Genomic DNA, 15,220 nt, shown 5'->3' with positions numbered 1-15,220 from the left:
CCGGCTAGCGCTGGCCTTTTCTACTTTTCGGACTAAATTTCGAAATATAGCACATCCTTTAAGTGCATTTTTTGACCGTCGGCGACGATTTTCTCGGAACCAAAAAGGGCAACCTCCGTTTTCCCCCCGCAAGACGGAGCGCGGCTTCCTCCCTGCCGCGCTTGCCGATGAACAGTTCACAGAAAGGCAGATCCGACATGATCAAGAAGCTCGTTACCGTCGCTGCGGCCAGCACCTTCCTCATGGCCACCACTGCGGCCTTTGCCCAGGATGCGACGAACCCGCCTGCCGATACTTCGGGCACTGCCCCCGCCACCTCCACCGATTCGGGTGCATCCGGCACCTCCGGTTCTTCCGATACCTCTGGCGCGTCCGGCACCTCGGGCACGGCAGGGTCTTCCGACACGTCGGGCACTTCGGGTGCATCCGGCACGTCCGGTTCCTCCGATACGTCCGGCACCTCGGGCACTTCGGGTACCACGGGTTCGTCCGATACGTCCGGCAGCTCGACATCGGGCACGGCCGGTTCCGGCACGACCGGCACCGACACCTCTTCCAGCTCGACGTCCACCTCGACCGATGGCGGCGAAGTGGCCGGCACCTATCTGACCGAGCAGTCCCCGGACCAGATCAGCGCGGACGATTACATCGGCGCGACGGTCTACAACTCCAAGGATGAGAGCATCGGCGAGATCAACGACCTGATCATCGAGAAGAATGGCGGCGTTGTCGCTGCGGTGATCGGCGTCGGCGGCTTCCTCGGCATCGGCGAAAAGAACGTCGCCGTCCCGATGACCAACATCATGGCGTCGCAGAAGGAAGATGGCAGCGATCTGAAGCTGACCACCAACGAGACGGCCGATACGCTGAAGAACGCTCCGGAGTTCAAGACGCTGGACGATCAGAACACCGCCGCCGATACGGCAGCCCCGTCCACGACCGATCCGGCAACCGGCACCACGCCGCCGGCAACCGCTCCGGGCGCCCCTGCCACCGGTACCTCGCCCTCCACGGGCGGCACGACCGGCCAGTAAGGCGGAGAGATTCGCCGGAAATCCTCCCAGGCGTTACCGTTGTTCAGCACCGCCCCCGGCTCGACAATCGGTAAAGTGGGAAGGTTCCCCCTCCATTTCCGGCGAATGCGGCGGTGCTTCGGCACCGCCGCTTTTATTTTGTCTCAGTACCAGGCGTCGGCGCGTTCGCCCTTCTTGCGGGCGACGTAATCGCACAGTGCCTCGTCCACGCCCTCGTCCAGCGCCGGAGCCTCGTATTCGGCAAGCGTCTTCTTCCAGAGACGGTTCGCGCGCGTCGCGATATCCGTCGACCCACCCTCCTCGCTCCACTTCTCGTAGGGCTCGTTGTCCGAGAGCGCCGAATCCCAGAAGGCGGTGGTGTAGTTGCGCATGGTGTGTGCGGAGCCGAGGAAATGGCTGCCCGGGCCCACTTCCAGGAAGGCATCCATGGCCAGCGTGTTGTCGTCCACGACCACGCCCGCCAGGTAGGAGTGGAGTGCACCGCACAGATCCGTATCCATCACGAACTTCTCGTAGGACATCGACAGCAGGCCATCGAGGAAGCCTGCGGAATGGAGGATGAAGTTCGCGCCGCAATGGATGGCCGAGAGCATCGACATCAGCCCTTCCTGCATGGCCTGACCGTCGGGCAGCTTCGAATTCGAGAAGTTGCCGGCGCAGCGCAGGGGCAGGCCGAGACGGCGCGCAAGCTGGCCGATGACCATGGAGCCGATTGCCGGTTCCGGCGTGCCGAAGGTGGGCGAACCGGAGCGCAGCGACATGGAGGAGAGGAAGTTGCCGAAGATCACCGGCGCGCCCTTCCGCTCCAGCTGGGTCAGCGCGCAGCCCGCCAGGGTTTCCGCGAAGGCCTGGGCGATGGCCCCCGCATTGGTGACCGGGCCCATGGCCCCGCCGAGGATGAAGGGCACGATGACGGCCGCCTGGTTGGCGCGGGCATAGGCGCGCAGCGCATTCGTCATGGTGCCGTCCCAGACGAGCGGCGAATTGACGTTGACATTGCCGAGGATGACGCAGTTGCGGTCGACGAAATCGGCACCGAACAGGATGCGCGCCATCTCGATGGACTCTTCCGCCCGGTCCTCCGCCGTGACCGAACCCATGAAGGGACGGTCGGAATACTTGATGTGGCTGTAGACCATGTCGAGGTGGCGCTTGTTCACCGGCACGTCGACCGGCTCGCAGATCGTGCCGCCGGAATGGTGCAGCCAGGGGCTCGACTGCGCGAGCTTGATGAGGTTCTGGAAATCCTCGAGCGTGCCGTAGCGGCGGCCCTTGTCCAGATCCATCACGAAGGGGGATCCGTAGGAGGGGGCAAAGACGACGCTCTTGCCGCCGATCTCCACATTGTTGGCAGGGTTGCGGGCATACTGGGTGAACTGGCGCGGCGCCGAGGAGACGATTTCCCGCAGCATGCCGGGCTCGAAGGTCACCTTGAGGCCGTCCACCTTCGCGCCTGCCCGCTTCCAGTGCTGGATGGCAACGGGATCGTCGCGGAACTCGATGCCGACTTCCGCAAGTATGCGGTCCGCCGTCTGCTCGATCTTGACGAGGTTCTCCTCCGACAGGATGTCATAGGTCGGAATGTTGCGCACGATATAGGGTACGCCCACCGGCTTTGCGGTCGGAGAGCGGCGGTTGCCGCGGGTGCGGCGCTCCGCGCTTGCGGGCTTTTCGGCGACGAGGGTCATGGTCTTCACTCCGGTATGTTCTGTCGGGAAAGAACCTACCGCCCGCCAAGCGTCGCGTGACGCTGGTATTTTTATAAGCTTCCAATAAGCTGCATTTATGGGAGAGAGGGAGAATCAGACATGGACGGCCTGCGCCGGCTGCTGCCATCGGCAACGCATCTCATCATCTTCGAGGCGGCGGGGCGGCACGAGAACTTCACCCGTGCGGCATCGGAACTGGGCCTGAGCCAGGCGGCGGTTTCCTATGCCATCCGGGCGCTGGAGGAGCAGATGGGCGTCACCCTTTTCAAGCGCCTGCACCGCTCGGTGGAGCTGACGGAGGTCGGCGCCCGCTTTCACGGCGACGTCTCGGCCGGGCTCGCCCGCATCCAGAAATCGGCCGAGGACATCCGCGCCAAGAACCGGATGCAGAACGTCACGCTTGCCGCCTCCACCGCCTTCGCCTCCATGTGGATGCTGCCGCGCCTGGCAAAACTGCGTCAGGACCTGCCTGACGTCGACCTGCGCATCCAGACCAGCGTGCGCGACCTGGATCTCGAGGAGGAAGGCATTCCGCTCGGCATCCGAGGCGGCGATCCTTCCCAGTGGCCGCGCTACCACGCGGCGGAGCTGGCGCCGGAGGTGATCAACGCGGTGGCAAGCCCCGCCTTCATCGAGGCCCATGGCTTTCCCGAAACGCCCGCCGATCTCACGCGCTATCGCCTGATCGATCTCGAGGAGCCGGTGCGGCGTGCCTGCGACTGGCCGGAATGGTTCGAAAGCGCCGGTCTTTCCTGGCAGCCGCGCGGCAAGCGGCTGGCTATCAACGATTACGTGCTGGTGATCCAGGCGGTGCTGGCGGGGGACGGCATCGCGCTCGGATGGCAGCATCTGACCGACCGGCAAACGCGTTCGGGCCTGCTGGTACCCGTCGGAAACCACGTGCTCAGAACCGGCCTTGCCTTCTATGTGGTATGGCCGCGCTCGCGCGAGCTCTCGGCACCCGCGCGCCGGGTGCGCGACTGGCTGATCGCCGAGGGTCAGGCCGAGGCCGGCGACGGACAGGGCCCCGCCGTTCAGGCGCTCTGATCGTAGTAGCGTTCATTGAGATAGCGCAGCGTTGCCGCCGCATCGGCGGGCTTGCCGTAATAATAGCCCTGGCCGAGCCCGCAGCCGAAGCGCTTGAGGATTTCCGCTTCCTCCGCATGCTCGATGCCTTCGGCCACCACCTGAAGATCGAGGCCCTCGCACATGGTGATGATCGCCTTGATGATGTGCTCGGAAGCACGGTCGGACGTGATGCGGGCCACGAAGGCGCGGTCGATCTTCACCTTGTCGAAGGTGAAGTCTCGCAGGCGCCCCAGGCTCGACTGGCCGGTACCGAAATCGTCAAGCGAGACGCGCACGCCGAGCTGGCGCAGTTCGAGAAGGATGCGCTGGGCGGTTTCCGCGGAGGTCATCATCGCGGTTTCGGTGATCTCGAGATCGAGCCGGTGCGGATCGAAGCCGACGCGGTTGAGGATCGAGAGGATGTTTCCCGCCGTTCCCGGGTCCATCAGCTGGGCCGAAGAAACGTTGAAGGAGAGGAACAGCTCGCGCGGCCAGGACAGGGCGGCTTCCGCCGCCTTGCGCAGCAAGGCTTCCGAAAGCGCGTCGATGAAGCCGCGCTCCTCCGCCAGCGGCACGAAGATGGCCGGCGACACGAAGCCGAGATCCGGATCGTTCCAGCGGGCAAGCGCCTCGAACCCGACAGGCAGGCCGGTTGCCATGGTGACGATCGGCTGGAAATGCACGTCCACCTGATCGTTGATGATGGCATTGCGCAGCGCCTGCTCGAGCTGGGTCGCGCGCTTCATCTCCTGGGCGATCTGCTGGGAATAGACGGTGATCTGCCCGCGCCCGCGCCGCTTCGAGCGGTAGAGGGCCGTTTCCGCGCTTTTCAGCAGATCGTCGAAATCCTCGCCCGCGAAGGGATAGACGGCGAAGCCGAAGGACGCCGAAAGCCGGACGTTGCGGTCGCCGAGATCGTAGGGGGCAGACAGGACATCGCGGATCATCTGGCCGATCTTCTCCGCACCCGTGCGCTCGAAGACCAGCGGAAAGAGGAAGGCGAATTCGTCGCCGCCATGCCGGGTCACGGTCGCGCCATCGGGAATGCAGGCCTTCAGGCGATGGGCCACCTTGCACAGGATCTCGTCGCCTGCGGCCATGCCGAACAGGTCGTTGATCGGCTTGAAGCCGTCCAGATTGGCAATGCAGATTGCAAAGGGCGCCGGATCGGCTGCCCGTTCATGGACCAGCCGGCGCATCTTGTCCCGGAGCCGGTGCCGGTTGCCAAGGCCGGTCAGTGCGTCCGTATAGGCCATCGCATGCAGTTCATTCTGGCTGACCTGCTGCGCCAATTCCTCAGTCAGCTTCATTCCCCGATCCCGAGCGTTTCCAAGCGCCGCGCATCCTGTTCAACGCACCACGGCGCAACCACCATTTTGGGGTGCATGAGCCTTCGTCTACCCAATTCATTTCCCGGGAACGGCCTCGAGCCGGTCCCTGCTCACACGATGCCGACAAACCCTTAATTTTGTTATATCGCATAAACACAATGGGCTATGGGAATTCGCCCCTGATTTCTGGGGTCACGGAAGGAAGGGCATGGAAAGGGGATCTCGCAAGGCGCGGAAGGGCCTCGTCCGGGGCATTTGCGGGCTGTTCGGGGCTTAACCGGCGATGACGCTGCGGCTGTCGTGAGCGAGATAGGTGCGCAGGAGATTTTCCAGCGATTCCGGGCTGATCGGCTTCATCAGCGTGCCGTTCATGCCTGCCGCGAGGCAGGCATCCGCATCCGGCTCGCGGGCGGCAACCAGGACGCCGATGACAGGCACGTGCGCCAGTGCATCGGTGAGTTTCCTGAGCGCCGCCGTCAGCTCGATTCCGGTCATGTCGGGCAGCGTCTGATCGACGAGGATGCAGCGGGGCATGAGATCGGCGGCGGCACGGAGCGCCTCCTCGCCCGTGGAGACGATGCGGGCGCTGTGGCCGAGGCCTTCGAGGATCTGCGAAAAGACGATCTGGTTGACGGGATTGTCCTCGACGACAAGCACATCCACGAGGCTGACGGCGATCTGCGGCTCGACGATGATGGTCTCGATGTCCCATTCCTCGATGGGATTGCGCTCGGAGCGCGGGCGTCCCCAAGGACTGTTGAAGTGCCGCACCAGCTGATAGGAGAGCTCGCCGGACATCTGCGATCCGTCCATCACCAGCACGTTGATGCCGTGGTGTTCCGCAAGCTCGATGGTGCGCGCCTCCATCTGGGTGTCGATGACGATCACGTCGATGTCGACACCGGCCTCGGCCGCGGCCCGCAGGAAGGCTTCCTGCTCGAGCGCGCTGCTGACGCAGCAGTAATCGATGCCGAGCCGCGCAAAGACGCGGCCTGCCTGCGCCTCGACCGTCACGTCGGAAGAGACGAGCAGAACGCGGCGCCCGAGGAACCGGTCGGGCAGCATGCTTTCGGCCGGTGATGCCGGCCCTGCCTGAACCGCCACCGTTTCCAGCACCTCGCCGCCCTCGATGTTCGGGAAAAGCGGCATCTTCAGCTGGGTCTTCAGCCAGCCCTCCTGCTCGTAGCCCTCGGTGAGCTCGGTCACGTCTTCCATGGTGGTGAGAAGCAGGAAGCGGCCCGGCTTGCCGATCCGGAGCTTGCGGGTGATCACGGCAACCTCGTGGCCATCGGGACGCACCAGCCGCTCGGGCACGGGGAGCGGCTCGCCGGTTTCCAGAACCTGGCGGTCGGCTGCATCGAAGATTTCCGCGACGCTGCGCGGGGCGAAATCGAAGACCGTCCTGCCGAGAATGCCGTCCGCTTCCACGCCGCGAAGCTGGCAGAAGGCCCGGTTGACGGCGATGTAGGTCATCGCCGGATCCTTGACGAAGACGGGGAACGGCAGGTTGTCGAGGATCTCCTCGGTGAGCTGTACCCGCGCCATGTCGGCGCGCCACTGTTCCTCGCGCTTGTGGTGCTCGGTCACGTCCGTCATAAGGCAGATTCCGGTGCCGCTCGGGAACCGGCGCTTGATGAAGCGCACCCACCGGCCGTAGCCGTAGCTTTCCGTCAGTTCGAAGCGTTCGCGCCAGTGGCTGGCCAGCCGCTCGGCGACCCAGTCGTCGCGCCCGCTGGCACCGCGCATGTCGCCGGCGGTGGCTGTTGCGCGGGAGCGGTTGTCGTAGACCGCGCCGAGGAAATCCCTCAGCCGGGTTCCCGGAAGCAGGACTTCGGTGGGCAGCGAGAAGAAATTGAGGATCTGCTTCGAGGCGAACAGGATCTGGTCGTTGCCGTCATAGACAAGCATGGCCGCCGGCAATGCCTCGCACACGATGTCGAGCAGGGGCGACTGCGCCTGGATCGCTTCGGTCAGCGCATCGTTCATGACACCTCCCCCCGCGGCGCCTCGATGCGGCAGCCGGAACCCTGCCCGCCGGTCGCCCGGTGTGCATTCCGTGTCATTTCCATGCCGCCTGGGAGATGGTTCATCACCCGATCCGATATTCGATGCCGAGGGGAACATGCTGGGAGGACTGCCGAACAGCAGCCTTCGTCAAGTGTCATGCGATGGGTCCAGCACCATCGCCTTGCCGAACGGATTACAACCGTTGATCTGCACCCATGGCAGATACGCCTAACCTGACACTTGATCGTTAAATCGGGATTAAGATGGCACACCAGCATTTTGTTCATGAGCTCGCTGTGGGCCGGGAAAAGACCGGGGACGGGAGCGGCCGCATGGTGGCCCGCAGGCGCGAATCCCGCTAGAAACGGCATCATGTCCGTCAAGCAATTGCCCGAAACCCTGATCAACCAGATAGCCGCCGGCGAGGTCATCGAGCGACCCGCGAGCGCTGCCAAGGAACTGATCGAGAATGCCATCGATGCGGGGGCGACCCGCATCGAGATCGCAACCGCGGGCGGCGGCAAATCCCTGCTGCGCGTGACCGATAACGGCTGCGGAATGAGCCCGGAGGACCTGGCGCTCGCCATCCGCCGGCACTGCACATCAAAGATCTCGAGCACGCTGATGCATATCCGCACGCTCGGCTTCCGCGGCGAGGCCCTGCCCTCGATCGGCTCGGTGGCGAAGCTCTCGGTGCGCAGCCGGCGCCCGGGAGACGACAGCGGCAGCGAGATCGAGGTCATCGGCGGCAAGGTTTCGCCGGTTCGCCCGGCGCCCGCCAATCCGGGCACGGTGGTGGAGGTGCGGGACCTGTTCTTCGCGACGCCCGCGCGCCTGAAGTTCCTGAAGACGGAACGGGCGGAGGCCGGCGCCATCACCGAGGTGGTGAAGCGCATGGCGATTGCCTTTCCGGCCATCCGCTTCGTGCTGTCGGGTCCGGACCGCTCGACACTCGAATTTTCTGCCTGCGGCAAGGATTCCCTGGCGCGCATGGGCCAGGTGCTCGGCGCGGATTTTGCCGAGAATTCCATCGAGATCGAGGCGGAGCGGGAGGCCGTGCGGCTGACCGGTTTTGCGGGCGTTCCCACCTTCAACCGGGGCAACAGCGCCCATCAATATGCCTTCGTCAACGGCAGGCCGGTGCAGGACAAGCTGATCCTGCAGGCAATCCGCGCCGCCTATTCCGATACCGTCCCCTATGGCCGTTATCCCGTGGCGGTGCTTTCGATCGCGCTCGACCCCGCCTTCGTCGACGTGAACGTCCATCCGGCCAAATCTGACGTCCGCTTCCGCGATCCCGGGCTGGTGCGGGGTCTGATCGTGGGGGCGCTGAAGGAGGCGCTGGCACGGGACGGATCGCGGGCGGCAACCACGGGTGCGGCGGCGATGGCCTCGGCCTTCCGCCCGGGCTTTTCGCCCTTCCATCGCACCCCGCAGCCAGGCCGCGCGTGGTCCTACGAGACCTCCCCGTCACGGCCGGTCTCCGCTCCTGCAGCTCCGGCGTCGGCGCCGCAATTTGCCGAACGCGCACAGGCCGGCTTCGACAGCATGGCGGCACCCTCGGCCCGCCTCGACCGGGCCGAAGACCTGCCGGTCGAGGAGCGCGATCATCCTCTCGGCGCGGCGCGGGCACAGATCCACGAAAACTACATCATCGCGCAGACCGCCGACGGGCTGGTCATCGTCGATCAGCACGCCGCCCATGAGCGGCTGGTCTACGAGGCGCTGCGCCAGAGCCTCGCCACGCGGTCGCGCGCCTCGCAGATGCTGCTGATCCCCGAGATCATCGACCTGCCGGAGGAGGATTGCGACCGGCTGATGGCTCATGCGGAAGATTTTGCCGCCATGGGCCTCGGCATCGAGCGCTTCGGGCCGGGCGCCGTGGCCGTGCGGGAAACGCCGGCCATTCTGGGCGAAGTGAATGCGGTCGGCCTCGTGCGGCAGCTGGCCGACGAGATTGCCGAATGGGACCATGCCGCCTCGCTCGCCGCCAAGCTCGATTACGTCGCCGCGACCATGGCCTGCCACGGGTCCGTTCGATCCGGCAGGCGGCTGAAGCCGGAGGAGATGAATGCCCTGCTGCGCAAGATGGAAGCCACGCCCGGCTCCGGCCAGTGCAATCACGGCCGGCCGACCTATATCGAGCTGAAGCTGGCCGATATCGAGCGCCTCTTCGGGCGAAGCTGAGGAAAAGGCGGCGCCTGGCTCCGCCAGGGGGACTGGAAATCCGCGGATGCGAGGAGTATGGCAAATAACCATGACAGGCGCCAGGGCTTGCCCGGACGGCGGCGCGACACGGCCAGGGACGGCCCGCGGGACATGATCAGAGGCAGGAGACCCAGGATGAACCGGTTTGACGGCGGCGGAAACCGCGAGGCAAAGATCAGGTATCTCGATGCCGACTTCCAGATCCTGCTGCCGGGGTCGCATGTGATCTGCGCCATGACCGGGCGGACCATTCCGCTGGACGAACTGCGATACTGGAGCGTGGCGCGTCAGGAGCCCTATGTGGATGCCGCGGCCTCCCTGGAAGCGGAAAAGCGCGCCGGCGCCCTGCCGAACCAGCGCTGAGACGGGCTCGCCGAGGCGGAGCCCATCCCCTTTTTTTCGCGCGCTAGCCGAGCTTGACCGCCGCATTGCCTCCATCGACGAAGAGCGAGGCGCCGGTAATGAAGCTTGCCCGGTCGGAGGCTAGGAACAGCATGGCCTCGGCAATCTCGCGGGGCTTGGCGATCCGCTTCATCGCATGGAGCGTCGCTGCCCAGGCCTTCTGCTCCTCGCTGCCGCCGAGATCGGTATCGACGCCGCCCGGCAGCACCGCATTGGCGCGGATGCCCTGCGCCGCATAATCCGCCGTCAGCGCCTTCACGAGCCCGCCAAGCGCGGCCTTGCTGGTGCCATAGGCGCCCATGCCGGGGATGGCGACACTGGTGCCGACGAAGGTGGATGTGAAGAGCAGCGACCCGCCGCCCCGCCTGAGCATCAGCGGAACCTGGGCCCGGGCACCGAGAAAGGCAGCGGTGAGATTGGCCGCAAGCGTGTGCTGCCATTCCTCGAGCGTCACCTCCGCAAGCGGCTTGTAGGGCCCGATGACGGCTGCATTGTTGACGGCGATGTCGAGCCCGCCGAACCTTCTCTCGGCAGCCTCTGCCAGGGCTGCATGGGTTGCGGGATCGGCAACGTCGCCGGCAACGGCAAAGGCGGTGCCGCCTGCCGCCTCGATTTCCTGCCGGATCGCCTCCAGCGGCTCGGCGCGGCGGGCGTTGAGGATGAGGCTCGCTCCCTCGCCGGCCATCAGCAGCGCGGTCTCCCGGCCGATCCCCGCGGATGCACCGGTTATCAGCGCCACCTTGTTTTCCAGCAGTCCCAGTCTGTCGTAACGTCCCATGGTTCAAACCTCCTGTTCAGGGGAGGCAAAGCAATAGGAGCACGGAGAGCGTGCGAACCACCCGTTTCTTGCACGGCATGCGGGATTCTTTTTTTCGCTAGTCGCGCCGGATCGTCTGCAGGAGATCCCAGAGGGTGGCGCCCGTCTCGAAGGCGCGGGCATTGGCAGAAAACTGAAGCCGGGTTTCGACCAGCGCAACCATGGCTTCGGCGGTATCCGGTGCGGCAGGAGAGGATGCCGGTTGAAGGCTTGCCGCGACCCCGCCGCCGGGAAGGGAGGAAAGGCGCGCCTCGAGCGGACGGTAGCCGGCGGTTTGCGCATGGGCAAGGTTGGCGGCGACCGCCCGAAGGCGGACCTGCGAGGCCTCAAGGCCACTCACGGCGATGGACATGATCCGGTCGGTCATTCACGGCGCTCCCCGATTTTGCCCCGTTTTACCCGACAGGGGTTGACGGCCCGTGCACGCCTTTGGCGGAACGGATCGGGCGCCTGTGCCGTTACGGGACATCGGACGGCGCAATGGCGGCGGATCGGGCCGGAAAACCCACAGCAAAGGCGGATTCCTCGCTTTTGCAGCGGTGGGAATTCCTTTATGACACTTTCGTGACAGACCCAGGCCGGAACCCAAGAAGCATGATCAGCCTTTTCAAGAAACTGATGCCCCGCGAAGACAAGTTCTTCGACTATTTCCAGAACCACACGAAGACCGTCGTCGGGGCGGCCGACGCAATGAAGGCCCTGCTCGCCGGCGAAGGCGATCTGGAAGCCCATTGCAATCGCATCGTCGCGCTCGAGCACGAGGCGGACGAAATCACCCGCGAGGTGCTGCAGGCGGTGCGCCGCTCCTTCATCACCCCCTTCGACCGGGGTGACATCAAGGACCTGATCCAGTCGCTCGACGACGCGATCGACATGATGCACAAGACGGTGAAGACCATCCGTCTCTACGAGCAGACCACCTTCGATCCCGGCATGCGCGACATCGGCGTGATGATCGGCGAATGCGCCCGGCTGATTGCGGAAGCCGTTCCGCTGCTCGACAAGATCGGCACCAACGCCCATCGCCTTGCCGAAATCGCGGAGGAAATCACCCGCGTCGAGGGCCGCTCCGACGAAGCCTATGAAAAGGGCCTCAAGGACCTGTTCAAGCGGCACGGCAAGTCCGACCCCATGTCCTACATCATCGGCGCGGAAATCTATGCCGAGCTCGAGAAGGTCGTCGACCGTTTCGAGGATGTGGCGAACGAAATCAGCGGCATCGTGATCGAGAACGTCTGATGGAGGCGACACTCGCATTTCCGCTGCTGGTGGCGCTCATCGGGGTCGCGCTGTTCTTCGACTTCCTGAACGGCCTCCACGATGCGGCGAACTCCATCGCGACCATCGTGTCCACCCGGGTGCTGAAGCCGCAATATGCGGTGGCCTGGGCCGCCTTCTTCAACTTCATCGCCTTCCTGTTCTTCGGCCTGCATGTGGCGGAAACGATCGGGAAGGGCATCGTCGACCCCGGGGTCATCACCCCGGCGGTGATCTTTTCGGCGCTGACGGGGGCGATCGTCTGGAACATCGTCACCTGGATCTTCGGCATTCCCTCAAGCTCGTCGCATGCGCTGGTCGGCGGACTCGTGGGTGCGGGCGTGGCCAAGGCCGGCGTTTCGGCCGTGGTCTTCTCGGGCCTGACGAAGACGGTTTTCGCCATCTTCCTCTCGCCCGCGATCGGCTTCTTCCTGGCGCTCATCCTCGTGCTGCTCGTATCGTGGATCTTCGTGCGGCAGACGCCCTTTGCCGTCGACAACACGTTCCGCGTGCTGCAGTTCGTCTCGGCCTCGCTCTACTCTCTCGGCCATGGCGGCAACGATGCACAGAAGACGATGGGCATCATTGCCGTGCTGCTCTTCTCGCAGGGCTATCTCGGCGATACCTTCCACGTACCCTTCTGGGTGGTGATTTCCTGTCAGGCGGCCATGGCGATCGGAACGCTCTTCGGTGGCTGGCGCATCGTGCACACCATGGGTTCGAAGATCACCCGCCTCAATCCGATGCAGGGCTTCTGCGCGGAAACCGGCGGGGCGCTGACGCTGTTCGGCGCCACGTGGCTCGGCATTCCGGTGTCGACGACGCACACCATCACCGGCGCCATCGTCGGCGTCGGCGCGGCACGGCGGGTCTCCGCCGTCCGCTGGGGCCTGGCCGGAAACATCGTCATCGCCTGGGTCGTGACCCTGCCGGCAGCGGCGGCGATTTCGGCGCTGACCTACGCCCTCACGACGCTTTTCGGCTGACAAGCGCGGGCGGCGGGCGGGAAAACCGCCGCGCCCCCGCAACGCAAAGCACGACCGCAGCCGTCACCGCGAAAATGGACGGGCTGACATGCTCGCCGAGCAGCCAGCCCGCCAGCAGCAGCCCCATGAAGGGCTGAAGCAGCTGGAGCTGGCCCACGCCCGCAATACCGCCGAGCGCCAGGCCGCGATACCAGAAGACAAATCCCACGAACATGCTGAAGACCGAGACATAGGCAAGGCCGGCCCAGGAGACGGCGCCCAGGGGCGGCAGCCTTTCCGGAAGGGTCACGACGCCGAGCAGGATCATGACCGGAAGCGAGAGCACCAGCGCCCAGGAGATGACCTGCCAGCCGCCGAACTCGCGCGAGAGGCGGGCGCCTTCGGCATAGCCGAGGCCGCAGGCGAGGATTGCGCCCAGCATCAAGAGGTTTGCGGCCGAAAAGCCCGTGCCCGCGCCGGCCAGCGCGAAGCCGGCAACGGCGGCACTGCCGAGCGCCGAAAACAGCCAGAAGGCGGGCTGCGGCCGCTCCCCCGCCCTCAGCACCCCGAAGAATGCGGTGGCCAGCGGCAGTAGGCCGACGAAGACGATGGTATGGGCCGCCGGGACATGACGCAGCGCCAGCGCCGTCAGCAGCGGAAAGCCGATCACCACCCCGAGCGACACCACCAGCAGCGGCAGGATATCCCTCCTGCCCGGCCGCTTCCCTCCCATGAGCAACAGCGCAGGCACGGCAATGAGCCCGGCAATCACCGCCCTTGCGGCGGTCAGGAATGTGGGATCGAAATCGGCCACGGCGATGCGGGTCGCCGGCAGCGAGCCGGAGAAGATCAGAACGCCCAGGAACCCGTTGATCCATCCAATCGTGCTTCTGTCCATGAAACACCTCCTTCTTCGCATCCTGTATGAAGGAGGGCGGGCTGGACAGGCCAGTAACGGTTCCATACGATATCGATAAACTGTACTGTATCCATGATCCATACGGATGGGACCGATGCTGGAAGAGACACCGAGAAGCCGGACCCGTGCGGTGATCGGGGAAATCGAAAGACGGATCGCCTCGCGCAGCCTGGTAACCGGTGCGCGGCTTCCGTCCGTGCGGGTCTTTGCCAAGACCATGGGCGTTTCGCCCTCCACCGTGGTCGAAGCCTATGAACGGCTTGCGGCACAGGGCGTCATCCGCTCGCGACCGGGCTCCGGCTTTTATGTGGCGCAGACCGCGGCTCCGCTTGCGATTGCCGAGATCGGCCCCCGGCTCGACCGGGCGGTCGATCCCTTGTGGATCTCGCGTCAGGCGCTCGAGGAGAGGGCCGATCTCTTGAAGCCCGGCTGTGGCTGGCTGCCGTCGGACTGGATGCCGGAGGCCGCCCTGCAGCGCGCGCTAAAGGCGCTCTCCCGGCAGGCGGGCGCGGCGCTGACCGACTACGACAGCCCGAAGGGCCTGCCCGCGCTCCGGCAGTGGCTGTCCCGGCGCATGATGGACCGGGGCATTCCGGCAGGCCCGGACGGCATTGTCCTGGTGGATTCGGGCACGCAGGCCATCGACCTCATCTGCCGCTTCCTTCTGGAACCGGGCGACACCGTGCTTGTGGACGATCCCTGCTACTTCAATTTCCACGCATTGCTCAGGGCGCACCGGGCAAGGGTGGTCGGCGTGCCGATGACGCCCGAGGGGCCCGATACGGACGCCTTTGCCCGGATCGTGGCGGCGGAAAAGCCGCGCCTCTACATCACCACGGCCGGCATGCACAATCCGACGGGCGCCGTCATGGCGCCGGTCACGGCTCACCGCCTGATTCGGCTAGCGGCCGATGCGGGCATGAGCGTGATCGAGGACGACATCTTCGGCGATCTCGAGAACCGTCACCAGCCGCGGCTTGCCGCCATCGACGGCTTGCAGCGGGTCATCGCCATCGGGAGCTTTTCCAAGACGCTCTCGGCGGCAGCCCGCTCGGGCTATGTGGCGCTGCGGGCGGACTGGGTCGATCCGCTGGTCGACCTGAAGATCGCCACCGGCTTTTCCGCATCGCGCCTCTCCGCGGAACTGGTGCTGTCGGTGCTCAGCGACGGCAGCTACCGGCGGCATGCGGAACAGTTGCGGGTTCGCCTCGGCAGGGCCATGGACGAGACGATCCGGCGGGTACGGGCGCTCGGGCTCGAACCCTGGATAGAGCCGGAGGCGGGCCTCTTCCTCTGGTGCCGCCTTCCCGAGGGCGTGGAGGCCGCGGGTCTCGCCCGCGCCTGTCTTGCGGAGAACATCGTGCTCGCTCCCGGCGATGCCTTCAGCCCGTCGGGCGCGGCACGGCAATTCCTGAGATTCAACGTGGCCCAGTCGGCGGACGACAGGATCTGGCAAGTCCTCGAACGGCTACTGGCCGGGCCGTGATGCAAGACAGCTGGGTG

The 15,220-nt window shown here is 65.4% G+C and carries 13 protein-coding genes; 7 read left to right on the top strand and 6 right to left on the bottom strand.

Annotated features, from left to right (window positions below; genetic code table 11):
* Window positions 1-197: 197 nt before the first annotated feature.
* Entirely contained in the window at window positions 198-1,034 is an 837-nt protein-coding gene (locus tag GGR23_RS23170) for a PRC-barrel domain-containing protein (protein ID WP_246365029.1), read from the top strand.
* Between the two features lie 143 nt (window positions 1,035-1,177).
* Here GGR23_RS23170 and GGR23_RS07590 read toward each other — a convergent pair whose 3' ends face one another.
* Complete coding sequence (locus GGR23_RS07590) at window positions 1,178-2,722, bottom strand: trimethylamine methyltransferase family protein (RefSeq protein ID WP_183365783.1); 1,545 nt, start codon at window positions 2,720-2,722, stop codon at window positions 1,178-1,180.
* A 120-nt stretch (window positions 2,723-2,842) separates the two neighbouring features.
* Between GGR23_RS07590 and GGR23_RS07585 the strand changes: the two genes are divergently transcribed.
* On the top strand, window positions 2,843-3,790 hold the full coding sequence (locus GGR23_RS07585; RefSeq protein WP_183365563.1) for a LysR substrate-binding domain-containing protein: 948 nt from the start codon (window positions 2,843-2,845) through the stop codon (window positions 3,788-3,790).
* Here the strand turns inward: GGR23_RS07585 and GGR23_RS07580 are convergent.
* Together GGR23_RS07580 and GGR23_RS07575 are read right to left on the bottom strand one after the other, a co-directional pair.
* Entirely contained in the window at window positions 3,778-5,121 is a 1,344-nt protein-coding gene (locus tag GGR23_RS07580; protein ID WP_183365562.1) for a putative bifunctional diguanylate cyclase/phosphodiesterase, read from the bottom strand. The two genes, GGR23_RS07585 and GGR23_RS07580, sit on opposite strands and share 13 nt — an antisense overlap.
* A 294-nt stretch (window positions 5,122-5,415) precedes the next feature.
* Window positions 5,416-7,128, bottom strand: coding sequence for a response regulator (locus tag GGR23_RS07575; protein WP_183365561.1), 1,713 nt, complete (start codon window positions 7,126-7,128; stop codon window positions 5,416-5,418).
* A 393-nt stretch (window positions 7,129-7,521) separates the two neighbouring features.
* Between GGR23_RS07575 and mutL the strand changes: the two genes are divergently transcribed.
* The gene (gene mutL, locus GGR23_RS07570) at window positions 7,522-9,336 is read left to right on the top strand and encodes a DNA mismatch repair endonuclease MutL (RefSeq protein ID WP_183365560.1); all 1,815 of its coding nucleotides are present in this window, start codon (window positions 7,522-7,524) and stop codon (window positions 9,334-9,336) included.
* 156 nt (window positions 9,337-9,492) lie between these two features.
* Window positions 9,493-9,720 carry a DUF2093 domain-containing protein gene (locus GGR23_RS07565; RefSeq protein WP_183365559.1) on the top strand — a complete coding sequence of 76 codons (228 nt, stop codon included), beginning with the start codon at window positions 9,493-9,495 and terminating at the stop codon, window positions 9,718-9,720.
* Between the two features lie 43 nt (window positions 9,721-9,763).
* Here GGR23_RS07565 and GGR23_RS07560 read toward each other — a convergent pair whose 3' ends face one another.
* Together GGR23_RS07560 and GGR23_RS07555 are read right to left on the bottom strand one after the other, a co-directional pair.
* Entirely contained in the window at window positions 9,764-10,519 is a 756-nt protein-coding gene (locus tag GGR23_RS07560) for an SDR family oxidoreductase (protein ID WP_183365782.1), read from the bottom strand.
* A 115-nt stretch (window positions 10,520-10,634) separates the two neighbouring features.
* Entirely contained in the window at window positions 10,635-10,943 is a 309-nt protein-coding gene (locus GGR23_RS07555; protein WP_183365558.1) for a flagellar basal body protein, read from the bottom strand.
* 227 nt (window positions 10,944-11,170) lie between these two features.
* On the opposite strand from GGR23_RS07555, the gene GGR23_RS07550 reads away from it, so the two are divergent.
* Together GGR23_RS07550 and GGR23_RS07545 are read left to right on the top strand one after the other, a co-directional pair.
* Complete coding sequence (locus GGR23_RS07550) at window positions 11,171-11,815, top strand: DUF47 domain-containing protein (protein ID WP_183365557.1); 645 nt, start codon at window positions 11,171-11,173, stop codon at window positions 11,813-11,815.
* Complete coding sequence (locus GGR23_RS07545; RefSeq protein WP_183365556.1) at window positions 11,815-12,819, top strand: inorganic phosphate transporter; 1,005 nt, start codon at window positions 11,815-11,817, stop codon at window positions 12,817-12,819. The genes GGR23_RS07550 and GGR23_RS07545 overlap by 1 nt, the downstream gene beginning before the upstream one ends.
* On the opposite strand, the gene GGR23_RS07540 is transcribed toward GGR23_RS07545, so the two are convergent.
* Entirely contained in the window at window positions 12,800-13,696 is an 897-nt protein-coding gene (locus GGR23_RS07540) for a DMT family transporter (RefSeq protein ID WP_183365555.1), read from the bottom strand. The two genes, GGR23_RS07545 and GGR23_RS07540, sit on opposite strands and share 20 nt — an antisense overlap.
* A gap of 115 nt (window positions 13,697-13,811) precedes the next feature.
* Between GGR23_RS07540 and GGR23_RS07535 the strand changes: the two genes are divergently transcribed.
* A complete protein-coding gene (locus GGR23_RS07535; RefSeq protein WP_183365554.1) occupies window positions 13,812-15,203 on the top strand; it encodes an aminotransferase-like domain-containing protein in 1,392 nt (463 codons plus the stop codon).
* Window positions 15,204-15,220: the final 17 nt, after the last annotated feature.

The sequence above is a fragment of the Gellertiella hungarica genome, from assembly GCF_014197145.1.
Classification (GTDB): Bacteria; Pseudomonadota; Alphaproteobacteria; order Rhizobiales; family Rhizobiaceae; genus Gellertiella; species Gellertiella hungarica.
Note: the sequence above shows the minus strand (reverse complement) of the source record. Positions and strands in the feature narration are given on the sequence as shown.